The sequence below is a fragment of the Amycolatopsis sp. NPDC004747 genome, from assembly GCF_053601335.1.
This window is the reverse complement of sequence record NZ_JBSGBQ010000003.1, coordinates 151,987-168,605: the sequence shown is the minus strand read 5'-3', so window position 1 is coordinate 168,605 and position 16,619 is coordinate 151,987. Positions and strand designations below refer to the sequence as shown.

The following is a 16,619-nucleotide window of genomic DNA, read 5'->3' as shown; positions in this document are numbered from 1 at the left end:
ATTGGTGGCGGCAGAGTCCACGTCTGCTCGAAGCAAGGAGGACACAGATGTCCCGATCGCTCGCCGAGACGCAAGCGTCTTGGCCCGTCGTGGGCCTCGGCAACGATGGCTCGCCGCGCCGGATGCGGGTGATGGCATTCGATCACTTCGGTGACCCGGACGTTCTTCAGGTGCAAGAGGTGGATACACCTCGGCCGGGCCCTGGCGAGGTGGCCGTCCGCGTGGCAGCCGTGAGCGTGGGCCGGCTCCTGGACCTCAGTGCCCGCGCCGGGACCCACCCGTACGCCCGGATCACGCTGCCGCACGTCCTCGGGGCCGAGCACGCGGGCACCGTCGCCGCGGTCGGTGCCGGCGTGGACTCGGTGCGGCCCGGCGACCACGTCGCCGTGGTTCCCATTCTGACCTGCGGATCCTGTGCGGCCTGCGCCGCCGGTGCGCTGGAGGCCTGCGAATCCGCGCGGATCATGGGCGTGCACACCCGGGGCGCCTACGCCGAATACACGGTGGTCCCCGCCGAGAACGCCCTGCTCGTTCCGGATGGCGTGGGGCCCGCGGAGGCGACGGCCCTCGTGTGGTCCGGAGCGGTGGCGGAGAACCAGTTCGAGCAGGCCGGGCTCGAGCCCGGCGAATGGGTGCTTGTCCACGGGGCCTCGTCCGCGCTCGGATCGCTGACGGCGGCACTGGCCGTGCACCGGGGCGCGCGGGTGATCGCCGGGACGCGGTCGGCGGACAAACGGCAACGCCTGCTCGACCTGAACGTCGAGGCGGTGGTCGACCCCACCGATCCCGGCTTCACCGAGACGGTGCGCGCGCTGACCGGCGGCGCCGGGGTGGACCTGGTGATCGACAACCTCGGCGACCCCGGGATCTGGACCGCGACGATGGCGGCGCTGGCCGTGCGCGGCCGGGTGGTCACCTCGGGCGCGTTCCTGGGCGGCAAGGTCGAGCTGGACCTGCTGCGGCTGTACTCCCGCTCGCAACGCGTGATCGGGGTCCGCAGCGGAAACCTGCGCAGCGCCCGCCGGATCTGGACGGCCGTGGCGGCCGGCTTCCGCCCGGTCGTCGACCGTGCCTTCCCCATCGCGGAGGCCGCCGAGGCCCACCGTTACCTCGAAGCCTCCGCCAACACCGGCCGGGTCGTGCTCACGACGGCCGACGACGACTGGGCCGCGGCCCCGGACACCCCAAGGAATCCCTCATGACGTGGTCACTGGTCACCTATCGCAGCGCCGGCGAACCGGCCGTCGGCGTCCGGGATACCGACGGCACAGTACGTTCCTTGCCGCAGTACGCGGGACGGACCCTGTTGGACCTCCTGGAAGACTGGCCGGCGGTGGGAGAGCAGTTGCGCGCCCTCGACGTTCCGGGTCTCCCCGTGGTGGGGGACGTCCAGCTCGAAGCGCCGATCCGCTTCCCGCGCAAGGTCGTCTGTGCCGGCGCCAACTACTTCGCGCACCTGGCGGAGATGAAGGTCGACCGGCCGGATCCGGTTGGGGCGCCGTACTTCTTCCTCAAGCCACCGTCCACTTCGGTCATCGGGCCCGGCGACCCCATCGTGCTGCCGGACCGTCCCGGCCGGCGGATCGACTGGGAAGCCGAGCTCGCCGTCGTCATCGGCAGGCGGGCCCGTGACCTCGACGAGGCGGACGTCGCCGGCCACATCGCCGGCTACACCATCGTCAACGACGTGTCCGCCCGCGACCGCCTGAGCCGCCCTGACGCGGTGGCGCCGCCTTTCGGGTTCGACTGGACCTCGGCCAAGGGCGAGGACACGTTCTGCCCCACCGGACCCGGCGTGACACCGGCGTGGTTCGTGCCCGATCCGCAGGACCTCCGCATCACGCTCACCGTGAACGGTGTCGTGAAACAGGACTCCAGCACCAAGGACATGATGAACAGTGCCTTCGCCGTGGTCGCCGCGGCGAGCCGGATCATGACGCTGGAACCGGGGGACATCGTGGCCACCGGCAGTCCCGCCGGCGTCGGTGCTCCGCGGGGAGAATTCCTGCAGCCCGGCGACGAAGTCGTGATCGAGATCGAGGGTCTCGGGACGCTGCGCAACCCGGTGGCCGAGGCCGTCGCGAGCCCGCGGCGGATCGCATGAACCGCGAATTCGACGGCAAGGTCGCCTTCGTCACCGGAGCGGCCGGGGGTATCGGGCGTTCGAGTGCCCTTGCGTTCGCGGCTCGCGGCGCTTCGGTCGTCGTCTGCGACCTGGTGGACCCGAGCGGCACCGCCGCCGAAGCCGCGGAGCACGGCATCGAAGTCCGGTCGCTGCAGGTGGATGTGGGCGATGCGGCCGCGGTGCGCGACGCGGTCGCCGCGACGGTCGAGGCGTTCGGCCGGCTGGACTTCGCGCACAACAACGCCGGGACCTTCTCGCCCGCGCCCTTGGCGGATCTCGGCGAGGACGACTGGCACCGCGTCATCTCGGTGAACCTGAGCGGCGTCTTCGCCGGGATGAAGTACCAGATTCCGCACCTGCTGGAGACCGGCGGCGCCATCGTCAATACCGCGTCGATCTGGTGCGAGCAGGGGTCGGCGGCCCAGGCCGCCTACGTCGCGAGCAAGCACGGCGTGGCCGGCCTGACCAGGACCGCGGCCATCGACTACGGCGGCCGGGGCATCCGGATCAACGCCGTCGCCCCGGGCCCGATCCGCACCGCCATGACCGCCGCCGTGCCGACGGAGGCCATGGCTCCCGTCATCGGCCGCACGACCCTCGGGCGCTACGGCGAAGCGCCCGAAGTCGCCGAAGCCGTCGTCTGGCTCTGCTCGTCCGCCGCCGCTTACGTCAACGGCGTCGTGCTGCCCGTCGACGGCGGCTACCTCGCCGCCTGATCCGAAGGAGTTCCCATGACCACGGACAACGCGGCCGCCCGCGTCTCCAAGCTCGGCTACGTCGAGTTCACCACGCCGGACGTCGACCGCCTGACCGAGTACTACCGCACGTGCCTCGGCCTCCACGTCGAGGACCGCTCGCCCGATCTCGTCTACCTGAACACCGGACTCGACCACCACAGCGTCGTGATCCGCAAGGGCGAGGCGGGCGCCCGCACGTCGGTGGGTTACGAGGTCGTCCGCGACCTCGACGACGCCCACAAACGCCTGGCCGACGCGGGGTACCAGGTGTCGCGGCGCAGCGACATCGCGCCGAGCACCCCGGACGTGCTCGTCCTGGCCGAGCCCGGCACGGACGTTCCCCTGCACCTCTACGAATCGCAGGCACCGGCCGAAGGCGACGCCGAACCCAGCCCCGCGTACCGCCCGACGAAGCTCGGCCACGTCGCGGCGTTCAGCCCGAGCCTGAAGCAGATCCAGGGGTTCTACCAGGACCTCCTCGGCTTCCGCTGGTCGGACACCATCGGGGACTTCTTCGTCTTCCTCCGGTGCAACGCCGACCACCACGCGGCGAACTTCCTGGAGAGCACGAAGTTCTCCGGCATGCACCACGTCGCCTACGAGATGCGCGACCTCAACCACCTGCAGACGACCCTGGACCACCTGGCCCGCAACGACTTCCGGCTGCACTGGGGACCGGGCCGGCACGGTCCCGGGCACAACGTCTTCACCTACCATCGCGACCCCGACGGCAACACCATCGAGCTGTTCACCCAGCTCGACCAGATGATCGACGAGGCGAACGGCTACTTCGAGCCCCGGCCGTGGCACGAAGACCGGCCGCAGGTCCCCAAGACGTGGGAGGTCGACATCGCCACCGCCAACGCCTGGGGCCCCGTCCTTCCGGAGATTCTCGATCACTGATCCAGCAACTCGCACAACGACGTGGAGGAACCATGATCTTCAGTGAACTGACGCTGCCCGCCAACCCGCCGGGTGCCCGGCCGCTCGACCGCGAGCAGATCTGGCAGGGGCTCGAGCAGAAAGCGGTGAACGCCGTCCCGTACGTGGAGGCGATCACCTCCTGCCGCGAGATCGCCCGGCTGAGCCCGACGGTGTTCGACCGGGAAATCGAGCTACGCGGCGCGCGGTACGTGGAGCGGGTCTGGCTCGAGCAGCCGAACCGCGTGGTATTCACCCGGCTCGAAGGCCCGGTGCTGGGCACCATCACCAACGAGATCCTCGAGGAGAACGGCGGGCTGTCGCTGCGGTTCCAGTTCGCGCTGGCCGTCCGGCCGGGCGACGAACTGCCCGTCACCGACCAGGAACTGGCCCGCGACATGGCCACGGCGTACCAGGCGGCCGTCGAGTCGACCCTGGCCGCGGTCCGGTCGCGGATCGCGGAGCCGGTCCGATGACCGGCGCCGCGGCGACGGCCGTCCAGATTCCGGCCTGGCTCAACGATTTCTACGCCAAGGTCGACGCCTGCGACACCGAGGCCGTGCTCGCCGGGTTCGCGCCGGACGCCCGCATGACCTACGGCGCGAACGCCCCGATGCCCGGTCGCGATGCCATCCGCGCGGGTCTGGACTGGTTGTTCACCAGTTACCGCAGGATCGAGCACGAGTTCCTCAACGTGTGGGCCAGCGGCCCGGTCCTGCTGCTGGAAGCGAACGTCACCTACGGGTGCCCCGACGGCCGCGACGTCACCGTCCCGGCCCTGACGGTGATCGAGCACCGCGACGGGCTCGTCGACGACCTGCGCGTCTTCATCGACCCGACCCCGACCAGGGCAGGCTGAGCCGTGGACCGTCCTGACATCGCCGTGATCGGCGCCGGCATCGGCGGGCTGACCCTGGGGCTGGCGCTGCGCCGGCACGGGATCCGCGCCCGGATCTACGAACAGGCACCCGAGCTCGGCGAGGTAGGCGCCGCGGTGGCGCTGGCCGCGAACGGCACGCGCATCCTGCGTGAACTCGGGCTGGGCTCCGCGCTCGAAGCGACCTCCGCGGTCCCGACCGAGCTCGTCTACCGCCACTGGTCCGACGCTCGCCGGGTGGCCGCGCACCCGGTGGGCAGGTGGTACGAAGACCGCTTCGGAGCCCCGTTCTGGGGCGTTCACCGAGCGCACCTGCAGCGGGCGCTGTCCCAGGCGTGGGGCACCGGCGATCTTCACCTGGGCAAGGAACTGGTCTCCCTGCGCCGGGAGGGGGACACGAGCACGCTGACGTTCGCCGACGGCTCCACGGCCACGGCCGGGCTGGTGGTCGGCGCCGACGGCATCCGCTCGCGGGTGCGCGGGGCGATCACCGACGCGGCGCCCGTCTACTCGGGCACGAGCGGGTTCCGCGGCCTGGTCACCCGCGACGCCGTCCCCGACCTGCCCGATCCGGACGCCGTCCAGTTCTGGATGGGCCCGGACGCGCACCTGCTGCACTACGCCACCGGCGAGTTCATCAACTTCCTCGCCGTCATCGAAGGGCCGGACCGGTGGGAGGCGCCGGGCGGCGTGTCGCCGGCTCCCGACGGCACGCTCGCCGGCATCTTCCGGGACTGGCACCCCGCCATCCGGACCATGGTCGGCGCGGTGCCCCAGGGCCCGCGGTGGGGCCTGTTCGCCCTGCCGCCGCTCGACCGGTGGAGCGCGGACGGCGTCGTCCTGCTCGGCGACGCCGCGCACGCGATGCTGCCGCACCACGGCCAGGGCGCCAACCAGACCATCGAGGACGCCGCGGTCCTGGCCGGCTGCCTGCACCGCTACGACGGCGTCCAGGTGGCCTTGCGGCACTACGAACGCCTGCGCCGCTGCCGGACCCGGCAGGTCCAGCGCAGCTCCTGGGTCACCTCGCCGCTGCTGCACCTGCCCGACGGCGACGCCGCCGCGAACCGGGACCGGCGGCTGCACCACCTCGTCGACGACTTCAGCTGGATCCACGCCTACGAACCGCTGCTCCCGGCCTGAGTACCCGAAAGGCACCCGATGACCACAATGGACACCGCCGCCGCTCGCTTCGAGCTGGCGCACATGGCGCACGCCGAGCTGTACACCCCGGACCTCGAAGGCAGCCTCTGGTTCTTCACCCAGCTGCTCGGCATGCGCGAGACCGGACGCCAGCAGGGATCTGTCTACCTGCGCTGCTACGAGGACCCCTACCACCACAGCCTCAAACTGACCGAGCGGGACCGGCCCGGCCTCGGCAACGTCGGCTGGCGCACGACCTCGGCCGAAGCCCTCGAACGCCGCGCCGCCGCCCTCGACGCCGCCGGCCTCGGCCTCGGGTGGACGAAGGGCGACCTCGGTGTGGGCCGCACCTTCGCGTTCCAGAGCCCGGACGGGCACCCGATGGAACTGGTCTGGGACGTCGAGAAGTACGCCGCGCCCACCGAACTGCGCAGCCGCATCCTGACCCGCCGCTCCAAGCGGCCGCTGCAGGGCCTGCCGCCGCGGCGGCTCGACCACGTCAACCTGATGGCCTCCGACGTGACCGTCCAAAAAGAACTGTTGGAGCGCACCCTCGGGTTCGGCACCCGGGAACGCGTCGTCGACGGCGCGTCCGGCGGCACCGAGATCGGGGCGTGGATGAGCGTCAACGCGCTCGGCCACGAGATGGCGATCATGCGAGACCAGACCGGGAGCAAGGGGCGGCTGCACCACCTGGCGTTCTGGTACGGCGTGCCCCAGCACAACACCGACGCCGCCGAGCTGTGCCGCGAATACGGCATCCAGATCGAAGCCGGACCGGACGTGCACGGCATCACCCAGGGCGCCTTCCTGTACGTCTTCGAGCCCGGCGGCAACCGCATCGAGCTGTTCGGCAACTCCGGCATCCTGCAGTTCGAACCCGACCACGAGACCGTGACCTGGGACCTTTCGGACTTCGACACCGGGCTGGCCATCGGCGGCGGCACCCTGCCCGCCGAAACCTACTTCGTCTACGGCACGCCCGGGATCGACGGTCAGGACAAGCTCCTCGCCGGCTGGCAGGACCGGGCGCTGGTCTGAAAGCGGCGACGACGATGCCCGAACCAGTGCCGTCCGAGGATTCGGTGCTCGGCCGCAGCATGCAGCTGCTGGACGCGTTCCGCCCGGACGACGACGCCCTCACCCTGGCCGAGCTGCACCGGCGGACGGGGATGCCGAAGCCCACCGCCTACCGGCTGCTCACCCAGCTCGTCGGCTGGCGGCTGCTGGCGCGGGAGGCGAACGGCTACCGGCTGGGGCTGCGGTTGTTCGAGCTCGGCCAGCTCGTCCCGCGCCAGCGGGGGATCCCGGACCTCGTCTCGCCGGTGCTGACCCGGCTGCACGCGAACACCGGGCTCACCGTGCACCTGGCGGTGCTCGACGGGACGGACGTCGTCTACCTGCACAAGCTGGCGGCGCCGGACGGGCCGCCGATGTCCTCGCGCATCGGCGGCCGCCTGCCCGCGCACTGCACCGCGGTCGGCAAGGTCATGCTCGCCCACGCGCCGGCGGAGCACGCCCACGCCGTCCTCGACCGGGGTCTGCACCGGCAGTCGCCGCGCACGGTGGTCACCCCGGCGATGTTCCTCGGCCAGCTGGACGCCGCTCGCCGTCAGGGGTACGCCCGGGACGACGAGGAGGCGAAGGTCGGCATCACCTGCGTGGCGGCGCCGCTGTTCGACGCCGGTCATCGCGTGGTCGCCGCGGTCTCGGTGACCGCCCGGACCTCTGATGCCCGGCACGCGACGTCGGTCCGTGCGGTCCGCCTGGCCGCGACGGCGGCTTCGCAACGGCTGTCCGCGTGCAGCCTCGGTGATCGTGCGCTGGCCGGGTGAGGCTGTCTCAGGTCGTTTCGACGCCGTGCTCCGGAGCGGTCAACGGGAGGGCCCGGCCGTCGGCGTCGGTCGGGGCGCCGGCCCAGATCCGCAGGGCGTCCATGGCCGGACCGAGCCCCGCGCCGCGCTCGGTGAGCCGGTAGGTGACCGACACCGGCGGCCCTTCCCCGACCTCCCGCTCCACCAGGCCCGCCTCCTGCAGTTCGGCCAGCCGCTCGGTCAGCACTCGCCGGGACAGCTGCGGGACGGCCGCGGCCAGCTCGCTGAAGCGCGCCGGCCGTTGCAGGAGCAAGTCGACCAGCAGGCCCATCCACCGCTTCCCGAGCAGGGCGAACACGTGCTCGGTGTACTGGCACAGGTGGAGGGGAGAGCCGGTGTCGTGCATGCCACAAGCCTACGCTTGCGGAACTAAGTTTTAAAAAGTAACTTGGTTTTATCAGGTTCCCTCCGCATGAAGGAGATCGTCATGAACACCTATCCCGCCGCCCGGCTCGACCGCAGCCGGGCCGCGCTCCTGCTCGTCGACCACCAGGCCGGGCTCCTGCTCGGCGTCCACGACCACGACCAGGAAGAACTCAGACGCAACGTCCTCGCGCTCGCCAAGATCGCGCAGGCCCAGGGGCTGCCGGTGATCGTGACCACCAGCGCGGACACCGGTCCCAACGGCGGCTTGCTCCCGGAACTGCAGGCCGTCCTGCCCGACGCGGAGCTCGTCCGGCGCCCCGGTGAGATCGACGCCTTCGACAACGCCGAGTTCGCGGCGGCGGTCAAGGCCACCGGCCGCGACCAGCTGATCGTCGCCGGGATCAGCACGGATGTGTGCGTCGCGTTCGCCGCGCTGTCCGGGGTGGCCCGGGGCTACCAGGTCCACGCCGTGCTCGACGCCTCCGGCACGTGGAACGCGCTGGCTTCCCAGGCCGCGGCGCTGCGGATGCAGGCCGCCGGCGTGGTCCTCAACAGCACCGTCGCGGTGGCCGCCGAACTCCAGCACGACTGGCGTGAACAGGGCGGGCAAGAGCTGGCCGGAATCTTCGCGGAGCACGCCCTGCCGTTCTACGGCTCGCTGCTGTCCTTCGCGACGCCTCAGCCGGCCGGAGTCTGATCCGGTCCTCGGGAAGGAGAACGACCATGGCACTTCCGGTCCTGTTCGGCGCCAACGTCGACCCCGTGTGGCAGGAGCCGAAAGCACCGCTGCGCCAGACGCTGGCGGCCGAACGGCTGGGGCTCGACCTGGTGACGGTGCAGGACCACCCGTACCAGGCCGCCTTCTACGACACGTGGACGCTGGTGACCTACCTGGTGGCCAGCACCGAGCGGATCACGCTGGTGCCGACCGTGTCCTCACTGCCGCTGCGTCCACCCGCCGTGCTGGCCAAGTCGGCGGCCAGCCTGGACGTGCTGTCCGGCGGCCGGATCCAGCTGGGCCTCGGCGCCGGCGCGTTCTGGGAGGCGATCGAGGCGATGGGCGGGCCGCGGCGCAGCCGGAAGGAGGCGGTCGACGCGCTGACCGAAGCCGTTTCCGTGGTCCGGGCGATGTGGAGCGGCGAGCGCAGCGTGCGCACCACCGGCAAGCACTACGCGGTGTCCGGCGTGCATCCCGGCCCGCACCCCGGGCCGGGTCTGGGGCTCTGGCTCGGCGCGTACGGACCGCGGACGCTGGCGCTGACCGGCGCCCGAGCCGACGGCTGGCTGCCGTCGCACGCCTACCTCGGGCTCGACCGCCTTCCGGATGCGGTGCGCCGGCTGGACGACGCGGCCGCCGAAGCCGGCCGGGACCCGGCGAGCCTGCGCAAGATCTACAACGTCTCCGGACACATCGGCGGTGCCGATCGCGGCGCGTTCCACGGGCCACTGTCCCGCTGGCGCGACGACGTCGTCACGACCGTCGTGGAGCACGGGATGAACGGCATCGTCTTCTGGCCGGGCGATGACCACGAACGTCAGATGTCGGTGTTCGCCGAGGAACTGGTCCCGCTCGTGCGCGAAGACCTCGCCACGCGTGACCCGGCCCGGCAGATCGAGGAGTGATCATGCAGTTCGGAGTTTTCACGATCGGCGACCTCGCGCGGGATCCCGCGACCGGCGCCGTGCCGACCGAATCGGAACGCATCCGATCGATGGTGCGCCTCGCGCGCAAGGCCGAGGAGGTCGGCCTGGACGTGTTCGCGACCGGCGAGCACCACAACCCGCCGTTCGTGCCCTCGTCGCCGACCACCCTGCTCGGCTTCATCGCGGCGCAGACCAGCCGGATCCTGCTGTCGACGTCGACGACGTTGATCACCACGAACGACCCGGTCAAGATCGCCGAGGACTACGCGATGCTGCAGCACCTGGCCGACGGCCGGGTGGACCTGATGCTCGGCCGCGGCAACACCGGCCCGGTCTACCCGTGGTTCGGCAAGGACATCCGCGACGGCATCGCGCTCGCGGTGGAGAACTACGCGCTGCTGCGGCGGTTGTGGCGCGAGGACGTGGTGGACTGGGAAGGCAAGTTCCGCACCCCGCTGCAGGGCTTCACCTCGACCCCGCGGCCCCTGGACGGCGTCCCGCCGTTCGTCTGGCACGGCTCGATCCGCAGTCCCCAGATCGCCGAACAGGCGGCCTACTACGGCGACGGGTTCTTCCACAACAACATCTTCTGGCCGCCCTCGCACACGCGAAAAATGATCGAGCTCTACCGGGAGCGGTTCGAGCACTACGGCCACGGTGCGGCGGAGCAGGCCATCGTGGGTCTCGGCGGCCAGACGTACGTCCGCCCGAACTCCCAGGACGCCATCCGCGAATTCCGGCCGTACTTCGACCGTTCCCCGATCTACGGCGGCGGCCCCTCGCTCGAGGAGACGATGGACCAGACCCCGTTGTCGGTCGGCAGCCCCCAGCAGGTCATCGACCGCACGATGCGCTTCCGCGAGGACTTCGGCGACTACCAGCGCCAGCTGTTCAACGTCGACGGCATGGGCCTGCCGCTGAAGACCGCGCTGGACCAGCTCGAGATCCTCGGCGGTGAAGTGGTTCCGGTGCTGCGGAAGGAGATGGACTCGTTGCGGCCGTCGCACGTCCCGGACGCGCCGACCCACGCGTCGCTGAAGGCCGCCGCCGAGCGGGCAGGGGAGTGACCGGCCGCACGGTCAACTCGGTTGCTGCCGCTCCGCGGTGGGCAACAGCGCCTGGAACCTCGTGTCGCCGGGTTCGGACTCGCCCCTCAGCGTGCCGGCACCGTTCATCGCCGCGACGGCGTTGTCGATGAGGTTCCTCCACGCCTGGTTCAGCTCGGCCGGATAGGCGGGGATGCGTGGCAGTCGGCGGTCGTAGTGTTCGACCACCCGGATCCGCGGACCGATCTCGTCGGCCGTGGTCACGCCTGCGCCGGCGAAGATGGACGGTGCCTCCGGACCTTGCTCCAACGCGTGGGTTTCCAGCCAGCCGCCGAGCTCGTCCTCTCGATCGGCACGTTGCAGCGCGGTCGAGGAAGGAACCGACGACAGTCGGCCCAGGCGAGCAGGCTCGCGCCGCCCTCCACACCGAGCACCTTGAGGAAGCCGGGCGGCCCGCCGCGGTGCTGGACCTACGGCCAGCCGGTTTCGCCGACGGTGCCGAGGTAGAAGCTGTCCCGCTCGGCGATGAAGCCGATCTCGTCGTCGCCGAGGACACCGTCGGTGTGCCAGCCGCTGGTCATCCGCTGGACGGCGGAGTAGCTGCCGTACCGCTTCTGCGCGGCTTCGACGGACGGCGTCGTCAGTGTGGTGAGGTACCGGTGCGGCATGGTGGCCTCCGAAGGTCGGTTCGGTCGCGTACCGGACCCATGGTGATCGGGATGGCGACCGGCAGCGCCCGTCGAATGACGGTGACGGTTACCGGGCACCGGTCTCGCGAAGGTGCGCCATCGAGTCGCCGCCGATGAACCAGTGCTCGGCCCGGCATTCGGTGAGCACGACGCGAATCGATTCCCGCTTCGCGCCGATGGCCTGCTCGGCGGCGGTGGTGAGTGCTTCGCCCAGCGCGCGGAGCTGCTCGGGGGAGCGCCCTTCGACGAGCGTCACCTGGATGAGGGGCATGTGTGTGCCTTCCGGTAGTGGTTCAGCGGCAGCCCAGCTCGACCGAGCCGAGCCGGTCGATCGAGGCGACGACGACATCTCCCGGAGCCACGGGGACCGCCGCGGTCAGCCCACCTGACAGCACGATTTCACCCGCCTGCAGACCCTCGCCTTCCGCCCACAGTTGCCGTGCGAGCCAAGCCACGGCAGAGGCAGGGTGCCCGAGTACCGCGGCACCGGATGCTGTGGCCGAGACTTTTCCGTTCTTCTCCAGCACCACGCCCACCAGGCGGAGGTCGGTGCCCTGCGGATCCACCGGTGTTCCGACCACGTACCGGCTGGCGGAGGTGTTGTCGGCGACGACGTCGGCCATCGTGAACCGGTAGTCGGTGTAGCGGGAGTCGAGTACTTCGATCCCGACCGCGACGCCGCGGCAGGCGGCGAGCACGTCCGCGGTGGTGACGTGCGGTCCGGCGAGTTCGCGGCCGAGGATGAAGACGACCTCCGGTTCACACCGCGGCTGGATCAGCTTTGCCGTGTCCAGCGAGTCGCCCAGGTCGATCGCGTCCGCTGCGGCGAGGTATCCGTACACGGGGGAGGAGACGCCGACCTGGGCCTGCTTGGCCCGGGACGTCACCCCGAGTTTCCGGCCCGCCAGGGGACCGGCGGCCGAACGCAGCTCGCGCTGCACGCGGTAGGCGGTCTCGAGGTCGAGTTCGGGGGATCCGGCGGACAAGCTGGGGATGGCGGTGCGGTCGGCGACCGCTTTCGCCAGCTGCGCGGCCCATTTGCCGACGTTGTTCATTCGCTCACCCTCACGGTCACCGGCCCGAGCCGGTCGAACTCGGCGCGGAAGACGTCCCCGGCCGCCATGGGTACGGCCGCGTGCAGCGCGCCCGTCATGATCAGGTGCCCGGGTTCGAGGGCTACTCCATCGGCGCCCAGGACGTTGGCGAGCCAGGCGACGACGGCGACCGGGTCACCCAGGGCAGCCGCGCCCGCGCCGGTGTCGATCACCTCGCCGTTGCGGGTCAACGTCATACCCACGAGCCGGGTGTCGAACCCATCGATCGGGACGATCCGGCTCGACGTGGCCACCGCGCCGTTGGACGCCAAGTCGGCCACCGTGTCGGCGAGCCGGATGCGCCAGTCCGCGATCCGGGAGTCGACGATCTCCATCCCGGCCACTGCACCGGCGATCGCCGCACTCGCTTGCGTGACGGTGACTCCGGGGCCTTCGAGGCGGTCGCCGAGGACGAACACGATCTCGGCTTCGAGCTTCGGCGCGATGAACCGGCTGAGCGGGATTTCGTCGCCGTCGCGGTAGACGGTGGACAGCAGCACCGGCCCGTAGTCCGGCGAATCGACGCCGATCATCTTCTGCATCGGCTCGGAGGTCAGCCCGACCTTGTGTCCGACGATGCGGTCGCCGTCGGCGAGCAGCAGGTCGATCAGCTCGCGTTGCACCGCGTAGCCGTCGGCCATCCCGAGAGCCGGCTCGTCGTCGGTGAACGGCGGGATCGGGGTCCGGGTGCGGCGGGCGTCGTAGAGCGCGCGGGCCTTGTCCCGCGTGCCTTTCACGGCTGGTCCTGGATGGCCATGACCACGGCTTTGGGCTCGGTGAAGAACTCGCGGCTGAAGTTACCGCCTTCCCGGCCCCAGCCCGAGTCGCCCACACCGCCGAACGGCGCCCGCAGGTCACGGACGAAGAAGCAGTTCGTCCACACCGTTCCCGCGCGCAGGGCCGCGGAGACCCGGTGGGCACGGGAGAGGTTCTCGGTGAACACCATGGCGTTGAGGCCGAACGGCGAGTCGTTCGCCGACCGGACGGCCTCGGTCTCCGTGTCGAACGGCGTGATCGTCACGACGGGCCCGAAGACCTCCTGGCACTGCAGCGGCGAACCCGCGGGGACCTCGGACACGATCGTCGGCCGGATCACCCAGCCCTCGCCGTGCCCGCCGGTGAGCACCTTGCCGCCGGGGTCGTCGAGGTAGCCGGACACCTTGCGGAAGTGGGTTTCCGACGCCAGCGGACCGACCTGCGTGGCCGGGTCCCGCGGGTCGCCGATCACCAGGGCCTCGGCGGCGGCGACGAACCGCGCCGTGAACTCCTCGAGCACCGGACGCTCGACGAAGAGGCGGGAGCCGGCCAGGCAGACCTGCCCGGCGTTGGTGAAGATCGCCTTGATCGACCAGCCGACGGCGTTGTCCAGGTCGGCGTCGGCGAACACCAGGTTGGCGCCCTTGCCGCCGAGTTCGAGGCTCACCGGGGTCAGGTTGCGCGCCGCGGCGGCGGTGATGATCCGGCCGGTGCCGGACTCGCCGGTGAAGGTGATCCGGTCGACCCGCGGATCGGTGGTGAGAGCCTCACCGGCCGACGCTGGGCCGTTGCCGTGCACCACGTTGAACACGCCGGGCGGGAATCCGGCTTCCAGCGCGAGCCGGGCCAGGATCGTCGCGCTGGCCGGGGAGTCCTCCGCCGGCTTGAGCACGACGGTGTTGCCCCAGGCCAAGGCGGGTGCGACCTTCCACGTCTCCAGCATCAGCGGGAAGTTCCAGGGCGCGATCGCGGACACCACTCCGGCCGGCTCGAATCGGGCGTAGGCGTGGTGCCCGGTGTCCGACGGGTAGGCCTCGGAGGTCGCGAGCCGGGCGTGGTCGGCGAAGAACCGGAAGTTCCGCGCCGCCCGGGGGACGTCCTTGTCCCGGGCGTCGGCGACCGGTTTGCCCATGTCGTGGGAGTCGGCGAGCGCCAGCTCGTCGGCGTGCTCCTCGACGAGGTCGGCGAGCCGGTGCAGCAGCGCACCGCGTTCGGCGTACCCCATGTGCGGCCACGGTCCCTCGTCGAACGCGCGCCGGGCGGCGGCGACCGCGAGGCCGGCCTCGGCCGGTCCGCCGAAGGCCACGTCGGCCCACGGCTCGCGCGTCCACGGGTCGATCGAGTCGAACCGCGAGCCGTCGAGCGAGTCGCGCTCCCGGCCGTCGATGATGTGCCCGAACGAGGTCATCGCCGCTCACCCGCCAGTTCGATCGCCACGTCGATGATCATGTCTTCCTGGCCACCGACCAGGCCGAGCTCCCCGCACCGCCGGAGGATGTCGGGGGCGGGCACCTGGTACCGCTCGGCGGCCGTCTCGGCGTGCAGCAGGAACGACGAGTACACCCCGGCCCAGCCCTGAACGACGGCGTTGCGGTCCATCTTCGGCCACCGGGTCAGGTAGGGGCGCACGACGTCTTCGGCCGCGTCCAGCAGGGCGGCGACGTCGAGCCCGGTGTCGATCCCGAGCCGGTCGAACACCGCGGCGAGGACCTCGGTCGGGCTGTTGCCCGCTCCGGCGCCCAGTGCGCACAGCGATCCGTCGATGTACCGGACGCCGGCCTCGTGCGCGATGACGGAGTTGGCCACGCCGAAGGACAGGTTCTGGTGGCCGTGGTAGCCCACCCACGCCTCGTCGCCGACCTCCGCGACGAGAGCCTCGAACCGGGCGCGGGCTTCATGCATGAGCAAGGCACCCGCAGAGTCGGTGCAGTACGGTGCCTGGCAGCCGGCGTCGACCATGATCCGGGCCTGCTTCGCCAGGATTTCCGGCGGGACGCGATGGGCCATCATGAGGAACCCGGCGGTCTCCATCCCGAGGTCGCGGGCGGCGGTGAAGTGCTGCGGGGAGACGTCGGCCTCGGTGGCGTGCGTGGCGACCCGGACCAGGTCGGCGCCGTGGTCGCGCGCCCGCTTGAGGTCGTCGACCGTGCCGATCCCCGGAACGAGGAGCACCGCGATCTTCGCCTGCTTCGCTTCCTCGCGGGCGGCGGCGATCAGGCGCATTTCGTCGGTGAGGGAGAAGCCGTAGTTGAACGACGAGCCCCCGAGCCCGTCGCCGTGGGTGACCTCGATGACCTCGACGCCGGCCCGGTCGAGGGCCCGCACGGTGTCGCGGACCTGCGTCTCGGTGAACCGGTGGGCCATGGCGTGCGAGCCGTCGCGCAGGGTGGTGTCGACGATCCGCACGGCGTGCGGCAGTGCGGGCCTCATGCGGACACCCCCAGCTTCGCCCGGGCCATCAGCTCGCCCACGCGAGCGGCGGCGGCCGTCATGATGTCGAGGTTGCCGGCGTAGGGCGGCAGGTAGTCGCCGTTGCCCTTCACTTCGAGGAACAGCGCGACGCGGGCGTGCCCGCCCCAGGCCTCGCGGGGTTCGTCGAACTGCGGCTCCGCCCGCAGCGCGTAGCCGGGGACGTACTCCTGGACCTGCGCCACGAGCTCGTGGACCGAAGCGATGATGGCCGCGCGGTCGGCGTCGGCGCCGATCATGCAGAACACGGTGTCCCGCATGATCATCGGTGGCTCGACCGGGTTGAGGATGATGATCGCCTTCCCGCGGCCGGCCCCGCCCACTTCCGCGACGGCGCTGCCGGTGGTCTGCGTGAACTCGTCGATGTTCGCGCGGGTGCCGGGTCCGGCCCCGCGCGAGGCGACCGACGCGACGATCTCGGCGTAGGGCACCGGGGTGATCCGCGAGACCGCGTGCACCATGGGGATCGTGGCCTGCCCACCGCAGGTGATCATCGAGACGTTGGGCGCGTCCAGGTGCGCGTGCAGGTTGACCGGCGGGCACACCATCGGCCCGAGGTGGGCCGGGGTGAGGTCGACGGCCTGGATCCCGGCCTCCGCGTACCGCGGTGCGTTGGCGATGTGGGCCTTCGCGGACGTCGCTTCGAACACGATCTCCGGCAGCGGGTCCTGCCGCAGCAGCCACGTCACGCCCTCCGCGGACGCCTCGATGCCTTGGGCACGGGCCCGCGCCAGGCCGTCGGACTCCACCACGCCGACCACGTAACGGACGTCGATCAGCTGGCTTCGCTGCAGTTTGGCCAGCAGATCGGTGCCGATGTTGCCCGGCCCCACGATCGCCGCCGTCACTTTCGTTCGGCTCATACGACCCAGGTTCGC

General features: G+C 71.2%; 21 protein-coding genes. 12 read left to right on the top strand and 9 right to left on the bottom strand.

Annotation, left to right across the window (positions count from 1 at the left end):
- Positions 1 to 122 precede the first annotated feature (122 nt).
- The 9 genes from ACWEGE_RS05700 to ACWEGE_RS05660 are packed head-to-tail and all read left to right on the top strand — an operon-like array spanning position 123 to position 7,638.
- A complete protein-coding gene (locus tag ACWEGE_RS05700) occupies positions 123 to 1,202 on the top strand; it encodes a quinone oxidoreductase family protein (RefSeq protein WP_449659501.1) in 1,080 nt (359 codons plus the stop codon).
- The gene (locus tag ACWEGE_RS05695) at positions 1,199 to 2,104 is read left to right on the top strand and encodes a fumarylacetoacetate hydrolase family protein (protein ID WP_449659254.1); all 906 of its coding nucleotides are present in this window, start codon (positions 1,199 to 1,201) and stop codon (positions 2,102 to 2,104) included. Before ACWEGE_RS05700 ends, ACWEGE_RS05695 begins: the two co-directional genes overlap by 4 nt.
- Positions 2,101 to 2,841 carry an SDR family NAD(P)-dependent oxidoreductase gene (locus ACWEGE_RS05690; protein ID WP_449659253.1) on the top strand — a complete coding sequence of 247 codons (741 nt, stop codon included), beginning with the start codon at positions 2,101 to 2,103 and terminating at the stop codon, positions 2,839 to 2,841. Before ACWEGE_RS05695 ends, ACWEGE_RS05690 begins: the two co-directional genes overlap by 4 nt.
- 15 nt (positions 2,842 to 2,856) lie before the next feature.
- Positions 2,857 to 3,765, top strand: a complete 909-nt coding sequence (locus ACWEGE_RS05685; protein ID WP_449659252.1) for a VOC family protein — start codon at positions 2,857 to 2,859, stop codon at positions 3,763 to 3,765.
- A 32-nt stretch (positions 3,766 to 3,797) separates the two neighbouring features.
- Complete coding sequence (locus tag ACWEGE_RS05680; RefSeq protein ID WP_449659251.1) at positions 3,798 to 4,259, top strand: AtaL-like protein; 462 nt, start codon at positions 3,798 to 3,800, stop codon at positions 4,257 to 4,259.
- Entirely contained in the window at positions 4,256 to 4,642 is a 387-nt protein-coding gene (locus tag ACWEGE_RS05675) for a nuclear transport factor 2 family protein (RefSeq protein ID WP_449659250.1), read from the top strand. The genes ACWEGE_RS05680 and ACWEGE_RS05675 overlap by 4 nt, the downstream gene beginning before the upstream one ends.
- A 3-nt stretch (positions 4,643 to 4,645) precedes the next feature.
- Positions 4,646 to 5,803 (top strand): FAD-dependent monooxygenase, encoded by a 1,158-nt coding sequence (locus tag ACWEGE_RS05670; protein ID WP_449659249.1) that lies wholly within the window; start codon positions 4,646 to 4,648, stop codon positions 5,801 to 5,803.
- 18 nt (positions 5,804 to 5,821) lie between these two features.
- Entirely contained in the window at positions 5,822 to 6,844 is a 1,023-nt protein-coding gene (locus tag ACWEGE_RS05665; RefSeq protein WP_449659248.1) for a VOC family protein, read from the top strand.
- Positions 6,845 to 6,858: 14 nt separating this feature from the next.
- Positions 6,859 to 7,638 (top strand): IclR family transcriptional regulator, encoded by a 780-nt coding sequence (locus ACWEGE_RS05660; protein WP_449659247.1) that lies wholly within the window; start codon positions 6,859 to 6,861, stop codon positions 7,636 to 7,638.
- 7 nt (positions 7,639 to 7,645) lie between these two features.
- On the opposite strand, the gene ACWEGE_RS05655 is transcribed toward ACWEGE_RS05660, so the two are convergent.
- Complete coding sequence (locus tag ACWEGE_RS05655) at positions 7,646 to 8,023, bottom strand: winged helix-turn-helix transcriptional regulator (protein ID WP_449659246.1); 378 nt, start codon at positions 8,021 to 8,023, stop codon at positions 7,646 to 7,648.
- An 81-nt stretch (positions 8,024 to 8,104) separates the two neighbouring features.
- Between ACWEGE_RS05655 and ACWEGE_RS05650 the strand changes: the two genes are divergently transcribed.
- The 3 genes from ACWEGE_RS05650 to ACWEGE_RS05640 are packed head-to-tail and all read left to right on the top strand — an operon-like array spanning position 8,105 to position 10,754.
- Entirely contained in the window at positions 8,105 to 8,740 is a 636-nt protein-coding gene (locus ACWEGE_RS05650) for an isochorismatase family protein (RefSeq protein ID WP_449659245.1), read from the top strand.
- Between the two features lie 26 nt (positions 8,741 to 8,766).
- Positions 8,767 to 9,666 (top strand): LLM class flavin-dependent oxidoreductase, encoded by a 900-nt coding sequence (locus ACWEGE_RS05645; RefSeq protein ID WP_449659244.1) that lies wholly within the window; start codon positions 8,767 to 8,769, stop codon positions 9,664 to 9,666.
- A gap of 2 nt (positions 9,667 to 9,668) precedes the next feature.
- Positions 9,669 to 10,754, top strand: coding sequence for an LLM class flavin-dependent oxidoreductase (locus ACWEGE_RS05640; protein WP_449659243.1), 1,086 nt, complete (start codon positions 9,669 to 9,671; stop codon positions 10,752 to 10,754).
- A gap of 12 nt (positions 10,755 to 10,766) precedes the next feature.
- Here ACWEGE_RS05640 and ACWEGE_RS05635 read toward each other — a convergent pair whose 3' ends face one another.
- The 8 genes from ACWEGE_RS05635 to ACWEGE_RS05600 form a co-directional block, all read right to left on the bottom strand.
- Complete coding sequence (locus ACWEGE_RS05635) at positions 10,767 to 10,997, bottom strand: hypothetical protein (RefSeq protein WP_449659242.1); 231 nt, start codon at positions 10,995 to 10,997, stop codon at positions 10,767 to 10,769.
- Between the two features lie 206 nt (positions 10,998 to 11,203).
- The gene (locus tag ACWEGE_RS05630) at positions 11,204 to 11,401 is read right to left on the bottom strand and encodes a hypothetical protein (protein WP_449659241.1); all 198 of its coding nucleotides are present in this window, start codon (positions 11,399 to 11,401) and stop codon (positions 11,204 to 11,206) included.
- A gap of 88 nt (positions 11,402 to 11,489) precedes the next feature.
- Positions 11,490 to 11,693 (bottom strand): tautomerase family protein, encoded by a 204-nt coding sequence (locus ACWEGE_RS05625; protein WP_449659240.1) that lies wholly within the window; start codon positions 11,691 to 11,693, stop codon positions 11,490 to 11,492.
- Positions 11,694 to 11,715: 22 nt separating this feature from the next.
- Complete coding sequence (locus ACWEGE_RS05620) at positions 11,716 to 12,477, bottom strand: 2-keto-4-pentenoate hydratase (protein WP_449659239.1); 762 nt, start codon at positions 12,475 to 12,477, stop codon at positions 11,716 to 11,718.
- Positions 12,474 to 13,253, bottom strand: coding sequence for a 2-keto-4-pentenoate hydratase (locus ACWEGE_RS05615; protein WP_449659238.1), 780 nt, complete (start codon positions 13,251 to 13,253; stop codon positions 12,474 to 12,476). The genes ACWEGE_RS05620 and ACWEGE_RS05615 overlap by 4 nt, the downstream gene beginning before the upstream one ends.
- Complete coding sequence (locus ACWEGE_RS05610) at positions 13,250 to 14,680, bottom strand: aldehyde dehydrogenase (RefSeq protein WP_449659237.1); 1,431 nt, start codon at positions 14,678 to 14,680, stop codon at positions 13,250 to 13,252. Before ACWEGE_RS05610 ends, ACWEGE_RS05615 begins: the two co-directional genes overlap by 4 nt.
- Positions 14,677 to 15,702: a 4-hydroxy-2-oxovalerate aldolase gene (dmpG, locus tag ACWEGE_RS05605; RefSeq protein WP_449659236.1), complete on the bottom strand. Its 1,026-nt coding sequence runs from the start codon at positions 15,700 to 15,702 to the stop codon at positions 14,677 to 14,679. Before dmpG ends, ACWEGE_RS05610 begins: the two co-directional genes overlap by 4 nt.
- The gene (locus ACWEGE_RS05600) at positions 15,699 to 16,604 is read right to left on the bottom strand and encodes an acetaldehyde dehydrogenase (acetylating) (protein ID WP_449659235.1); all 906 of its coding nucleotides are present in this window, start codon (positions 16,602 to 16,604) and stop codon (positions 15,699 to 15,701) included. Before ACWEGE_RS05600 ends, dmpG begins: the two co-directional genes overlap by 4 nt.
- Positions 16,605 to 16,619: the final 15 nt, after the last annotated feature.

Excerpts from the sequence above, each read along its gene's own strand:
- ACWEGE_RS05700 (WP_449659501.1), top strand. The coding sequence starts at position 123 with ATGCGGGTGATGGCATTCGATCACTTCGGTGACCCGGACGTTCTTCAG.
- ACWEGE_RS05695 (WP_449659254.1), top strand. The coding sequence starts at position 1,199 with ATGACGTGGTCACTGGTCACCTATCGCAGCGCCGGCGAACCGGCCGTC.
- ACWEGE_RS05690 (WP_449659253.1), top strand. The coding sequence starts at position 2,101 with ATGAACCGCGAATTCGACGGCAAGGTCGCCTTCGTCACCGGAGCGGCC.
- ACWEGE_RS05685 (WP_449659252.1), top strand. The coding sequence starts at position 2,857 with ATGACCACGGACAACGCGGCCGCCCGCGTCTCCAAGCTCGGCTACGTC.
- ACWEGE_RS05680 (WP_449659251.1), top strand. The coding sequence starts at position 3,798 with ATGATCTTCAGTGAACTGACGCTGCCCGCCAACCCGCCGGGTGCCCGG.
- ACWEGE_RS05675 (WP_449659250.1), top strand. The coding sequence starts at position 4,256 with ATGACCGGCGCCGCGGCGACGGCCGTCCAGATTCCGGCCTGGCTCAAC.
- ACWEGE_RS05665 (WP_449659248.1), top strand. The coding sequence starts at position 5,822 with ATGACCACAATGGACACCGCCGCCGCTCGCTTCGAGCTGGCGCACATG.
- ACWEGE_RS05660 (WP_449659247.1), top strand. The coding sequence starts at position 6,859 with ATGCCCGAACCAGTGCCGTCCGAGGATTCGGTGCTCGGCCGCAGCATG.
- ACWEGE_RS05655 (WP_449659246.1), bottom strand. The coding sequence starts at position 8,023 with ATGCACGACACCGGCTCTCCCCTCCACCTGTGCCAGTACACCGAGCAC.
- ACWEGE_RS05650 (WP_449659245.1), top strand. The coding sequence starts at position 8,105 with ATGAACACCTATCCCGCCGCCCGGCTCGACCGCAGCCGGGCCGCGCTC.
- ACWEGE_RS05645 (WP_449659244.1), top strand. The coding sequence starts at position 8,767 with ATGGCACTTCCGGTCCTGTTCGGCGCCAACGTCGACCCCGTGTGGCAG.
- ACWEGE_RS05640 (WP_449659243.1), top strand. The coding sequence starts at position 9,669 with ATGCAGTTCGGAGTTTTCACGATCGGCGACCTCGCGCGGGATCCCGCG.
- ACWEGE_RS05630 (WP_449659241.1), bottom strand. The coding sequence starts at position 11,401 with ATGCCGCACCGGTACCTCACCACACTGACGACGCCGTCCGTCGAAGCC.
- ACWEGE_RS05625 (WP_449659240.1), bottom strand. The coding sequence starts at position 11,693 with ATGCCCCTCATCCAGGTGACGCTCGTCGAAGGGCGCTCCCCCGAGCAG.
- ACWEGE_RS05620 (WP_449659239.1), bottom strand. The coding sequence starts at position 12,477 with ATGAACAACGTCGGCAAATGGGCCGCGCAGCTGGCGAAAGCGGTCGCC.
- ACWEGE_RS05610 (WP_449659237.1), bottom strand. The coding sequence starts at position 14,680 with ATGACCTCGTTCGGGCACATCATCGACGGCCGGGAGCGCGACTCGCTC.
- dmpG (WP_449659236.1), bottom strand. The coding sequence starts at position 15,702 with ATGAGGCCCGCACTGCCGCACGCCGTGCGGATCGTCGACACCACCCTG.
- ACWEGE_RS05600 (WP_449659235.1), bottom strand. The coding sequence starts at position 16,604 with ATGAGCCGAACGAAAGTGACGGCGGCGATCGTGGGGCCGGGCAACATC.